Below are 4,175 nucleotides of genomic sequence, written 5' to 3'. Positions count from 1 at the left end.
ATTGGAGTGTTACTCAGATGTATCACCTTTGGGGTAATAAAAGAAAGTAGTTGGATACCTACGAATAATATTTTTTTGAATTTTCTCTATTAATTTTCGATCCTCAACAGGGTCTTCTTTTGAAGCCAATGAGCCCCGCACCTGTCGTAAGGAGTTATAAACTGCCATTGATACGTCAGACACGTCTTTCTTCGTCCGGACATCAACAACCACATCTTTCATCACGTGTGATATAGCACTGTAAGAGCCTAGCATGCTAGCTAATCGAGCATGCTCATCTTCGAGTTTCAAATATGGTCTAACAATGCCAAGAACGATTGCCACTAAAGCTCCAAAACCTAAGAGGTACGGGCCGATTTGCGTTCCAAACAACTCTGTAGTCCAAAACTTAAAACTAGCAACAGCAGAAGAGCTTGCAGCAAGAGCTAGAATAATATCCATCCATAATAGTTTTTTTCTGGCAGCTTCAGCCTTAGCTCCGTAGTACTCTTTATTGAGCTCTAGGGTTCTAAACTCATCATAAATATTCTCAAATTCCATACGATTTGACATTATTTCAACTCTTTCTTTATTCCGTTTGGCCAAGGATCTACAGGGTCGACACTAGTAATAATGCTTTCAATCCACTCAGCATCATCTTCAGCTTTTCTCAGCGCAGCATCTAATATGTTGTTGTAGACTTCTATTTTTGGTCTTTGTACTCTTTCGGCACGAGCCTCTAATCGTTTTTTTGAATGTACATCAATCCTAGCAGTATAGACTTGCCCACGCTTGATTTTTGAACGTTGGAAATAGGCCGCCCTGTTTTTTACTGCAATGTTAAGCTCTCCAGTATGAGCAATACTATACTTCAGAAGCTTCTGCACTATCCTAGTCGGCTGTACTCCGTATTGAATAGAGACATTATGTAGCCGTCTTCTAATTCTTCTTGATTGCGGGTTGTGACCAAGAACTACAGTAACTTCCGTAACATAGCCCTGATTCTCACCCTTGTTTTTTTTGTTTCTCAACGTTATACGCCTCCGAAGCGCAGACAATAATTTTTTACAAACTTAGCTTTAAGAATAATATAAGACAATAGGTATATCGATAAGTTTCATAAATAAAAAGAACGCCCCACATAATCTGTGAAGCGTTTGGGTTGATTTATCGATTAGTTGCATCCCCAACCAACTCAGCAACATTAGCACTTACCTCACGAAGCCTCGAACTAGCCAAATGTGCATAACGAGTCGAAGTTTGGGGAGACTGGTGCCCCAACAAATGTTGAACATCATAGAGCGTGGCATTACCACTATTGATTAAAATTGAAGCAAAGCTATGCCTGAGGTCATGGATACGAAAATTATCGGTTATACCTGCGGCAGCTTTAATCCGAGCAAATGCCTTCTTCGGATGAGCGATAGGTCTACCGGGTGCATCTCCGGCAAAGATATAGGGGTTCTTCGGTTGTTGAAATCGTCGTTGATCATGGATGACTTCCTTAGCTAGATGGTTGAGTAGGACTGTTCTCGACAGCCCCGACTTAGTGTGTGGTAGAAATAGGCTCCAATTGCCGTCGTCGTCGACGGTAAGGCACTCCCATTTTGAGCCCGTGATTTCCCCGATTCGCATCCCTGTTAGTAACGCAAATTTCAATGCATTGGCTTGGGTGCGATTCGGTTCTTCGTTACATGCCTTGATGAAGGCAGAAACCTCAGCCCGTGACAGGAAACGTTGACGGACGTTATTTTCCTTCAACTTCCTGATGTACTGACCGGGATTTGAGTCAACATAACGCCACTCCATTGCGAGCCTGAACATACGGAGGATAAGCGACCGCAAACGATTTACCGTGGCTGGCTTTCTACCTTCTAGTAACCCGTCCAACAATTTCTGAATGTCCTGCTGACCGATATCAGTGAGAGGTTTCTTGCCCCACTTCGGATAGAAATGGAGTTTGAGACTACCCGCATCACTTTTAGCAGTGAGCTTATTCATCATTGCGTAGGGTAAGTAATGTAGCTCTGAGAACTCCTGGAACGTAAGGACGTTGCGCTTCTCATCACGAATAGCCTTGGGATCATTACCTAGAGCAATTTCCCGTTTATGGTCATTGGCAATCTGACGAGCAGTGTTGATGTCTAGGGCTGGATACTCACCTAGCTGGATGGATTTCTTAGTTCCGTGGAGGGTATATCTGAACAAGAAACGCTTCCGACCTTGACGGTTGACGATCATCTTGAGGCCAGAACATAACTCGTCCGTGTATTCAGTTTCTTTACTTTTGCTCGTCGACGGCGTCGGCGGTAGTGAGTCGAGTTGGCGTTTATTGAATTTGAATTTTCGGGATTGCATCACTGCCTCCTTAGTCATTCTCGATGGAGAAGTATTGGCGTAATTCGGTGAGCAGTGTCTTAGGCATCAGTAGATAGATGCCCTTGCCAGAGTCCTCGACAATGCTCAGGGCGAGTATTGCTCCGTAGTCCAGATCGTCTTCGAATTCGGTATAGGTCAGTACATGTTTCAGTAATTCGATATCGTCGACGACGACGGCAGAGAGCTCGGATTTTGATGTGAGAAACCAGAGCTCACATTGCAGCTCATCCCATGAGAGTTGGGCTTCTGCTTCATCGTGAAATGGTTCGGTGAGTATGGTTTTGACTTGTTCTTGTAGGATTGTGGTGATTGGTAGGGTTGATAGTTGTTGAATGTTGGTTAGCTTAATCATAATTAACTCCATGATATAGTAATCATGAAATTAATATGTATTTAATATTGAAAATATTACGTTCAACACACTGTAAAATAAGGAAGATTTATACTAATGACTACTTTGAATGAACTTAATACAGTATGAAGAATGATAAATTTACCATCATGTCTTAATTTTAAAACACTAAGTTAAACTTTTGAAAAACAAATAACAAATAAAGTAAAAGTTAAAATAAAACAAGAAAACAAACAGTTGCATATAATTGCAAATATAATGTTATAGGTAAATATTTAAGCTCTAACACTCGGAAAATAATTAGTAGGGGTTTAAATGAAAAAGCTATTCATCTTTCTAATAAGTACATCTTTTTGTTTGTTTTTTATATCGATATATAACGTGTCATCTGCAAGTACAACAGGTGTTTGTACTGAAATATTAAAAGGTGGTGTTTTTGATAAGCATGACACTTTGACTAGTGAAGACAAGTTTAACCAGGTAATAAATCTAATATCTTCTAACGAGTATAGCTCTTGGGATAAGGCTCAAAATAGTAAGTTGGAACTGGGAATTGATTTAATTGATGTTATCGATGCTTCGTTGGGAGGGAGTACTAATCAGCAAAATTTTGAAGAAAGAAGAAAGGAGTTCAAGAATCTTTCCTATAGTCAGGTTTCATTAAAGTATTTGTTAATCTCGCGGGTGGAAGTAGCGAGCCGAAATATTACAAATGCATTTGTTCGCTGTGTTGATATTACAACACAAAAAGGTGGATTTGCCGCATGGATCGAGCCAAGTTCCAACCGCCGGAGTTTCGTTGTGAATGCAAAGAATGTCGTTTTAGGGGGAGGCAACAATTTTACAATCAACAAGCTAATGATTTTACCCAGTGAAGGAGTCAGTTGCAGTATTGATTCATTCCCCTATGAAGTTCAAGGAGATATTAGTATAGCTTGTCAAAAGCCTGTTTCAGATACTGTACAAGTCTCTATGGACACAAATGTTGGAGACTTATCTGGGGTTGACGTTCGTGGCTATAATGATGCTTTTTACCAACTGCAAAGTACAGTGAATAGACTTGCAAATAATGGTTCATTAGTTGCGTCTAATACTGTGGCTTTTTTTAAATCAGAACGATGTCCTGATGGGTGGGACACTTATTCAGATGCAGACGGTCGGTACATAGTCGCAACAAATAAATCTGGCAAGTTAGGAGGGACTGTAGGCTTAGCTTTAAGTAATCTAGAAAATAGACCTACAGGAAACCATCAGCATGAATTAAAAGCAAAAACACGTGTGAGAGCCAATTATACGCCTGGAGGGGGTGGGGACATTGATTGGTATGATCATACATACAAAACTTCGAACCCTATTGCGCAGAAAGGAATGTCATTCAAAGATGGTACCAATGCTCCTTATATTCAGTTGTTAGCTTGTATTAAGAAATAATATGGTTTGAATCAACCCTCACCAACACCCCCAA

Annotated in this window: 5 protein-coding genes; 1 reads left to right on the top strand and 4 read right to left on the bottom strand. The window is 40.5% G+C overall.

Features of this window, described 5'->3' with window-relative positions; all coding sequences use genetic code 11:
• Positions 1-9: 9 nt before the first annotated feature.
• From R7Z50_RS23990 to R7Z50_RS23975, 4 genes are all read right to left on the bottom strand, one after another.
• Positions 10-552 (bottom strand): hypothetical protein, encoded by a 543-nt coding sequence (locus R7Z50_RS23990; protein ID WP_140308720.1) that lies wholly within the window; start codon positions 550-552, stop codon positions 10-12.
• On the bottom strand, positions 552-1,010 hold the full coding sequence (locus R7Z50_RS23985; RefSeq protein ID WP_140308718.1) for a hypothetical protein: 459 nt from the start codon (positions 1,008-1,010) through the stop codon (positions 552-554). The genes R7Z50_RS23990 and R7Z50_RS23985 overlap by 1 nt, the downstream gene beginning before the upstream one ends.
• 136 nt (positions 1,011-1,146) lie before the next feature.
• Positions 1,147-2,337, bottom strand: a complete 1,191-nt coding sequence (locus tag R7Z50_RS23980; protein WP_213900150.1) for a site-specific integrase — start codon at positions 2,335-2,337, stop codon at positions 1,147-1,149.
• Positions 2,338-2,347: 10 nt separating this feature from the next.
• Positions 2,348-2,710 carry a hypothetical protein gene (locus R7Z50_RS23975; protein ID WP_213900149.1) on the bottom strand — a complete coding sequence of 121 codons (363 nt, stop codon included), beginning with the start codon at positions 2,708-2,710 and terminating at the stop codon, positions 2,348-2,350.
• Positions 2,711-3,025: 315 nt separating this feature from the next.
• On the opposite strand from R7Z50_RS23975, the gene R7Z50_RS23970 reads away from it, so the two are divergent.
• A complete protein-coding gene (locus R7Z50_RS23970; RefSeq protein ID WP_213900148.1) occupies positions 3,026-4,141 on the top strand; it encodes a hypothetical protein in 1,116 nt (371 codons plus the stop codon).
• The last annotated feature ends 34 nt before the right edge of the window (positions 4,142-4,175 follow it).

It is taken from the genome of Vibrio sp. 1249-1 (genome assembly GCF_033340495.1).
The sequence above is the reverse complement of the archived record's forward strand: the minus strand, read 5'-3'. Positions and strand labels throughout refer to the sequence as shown.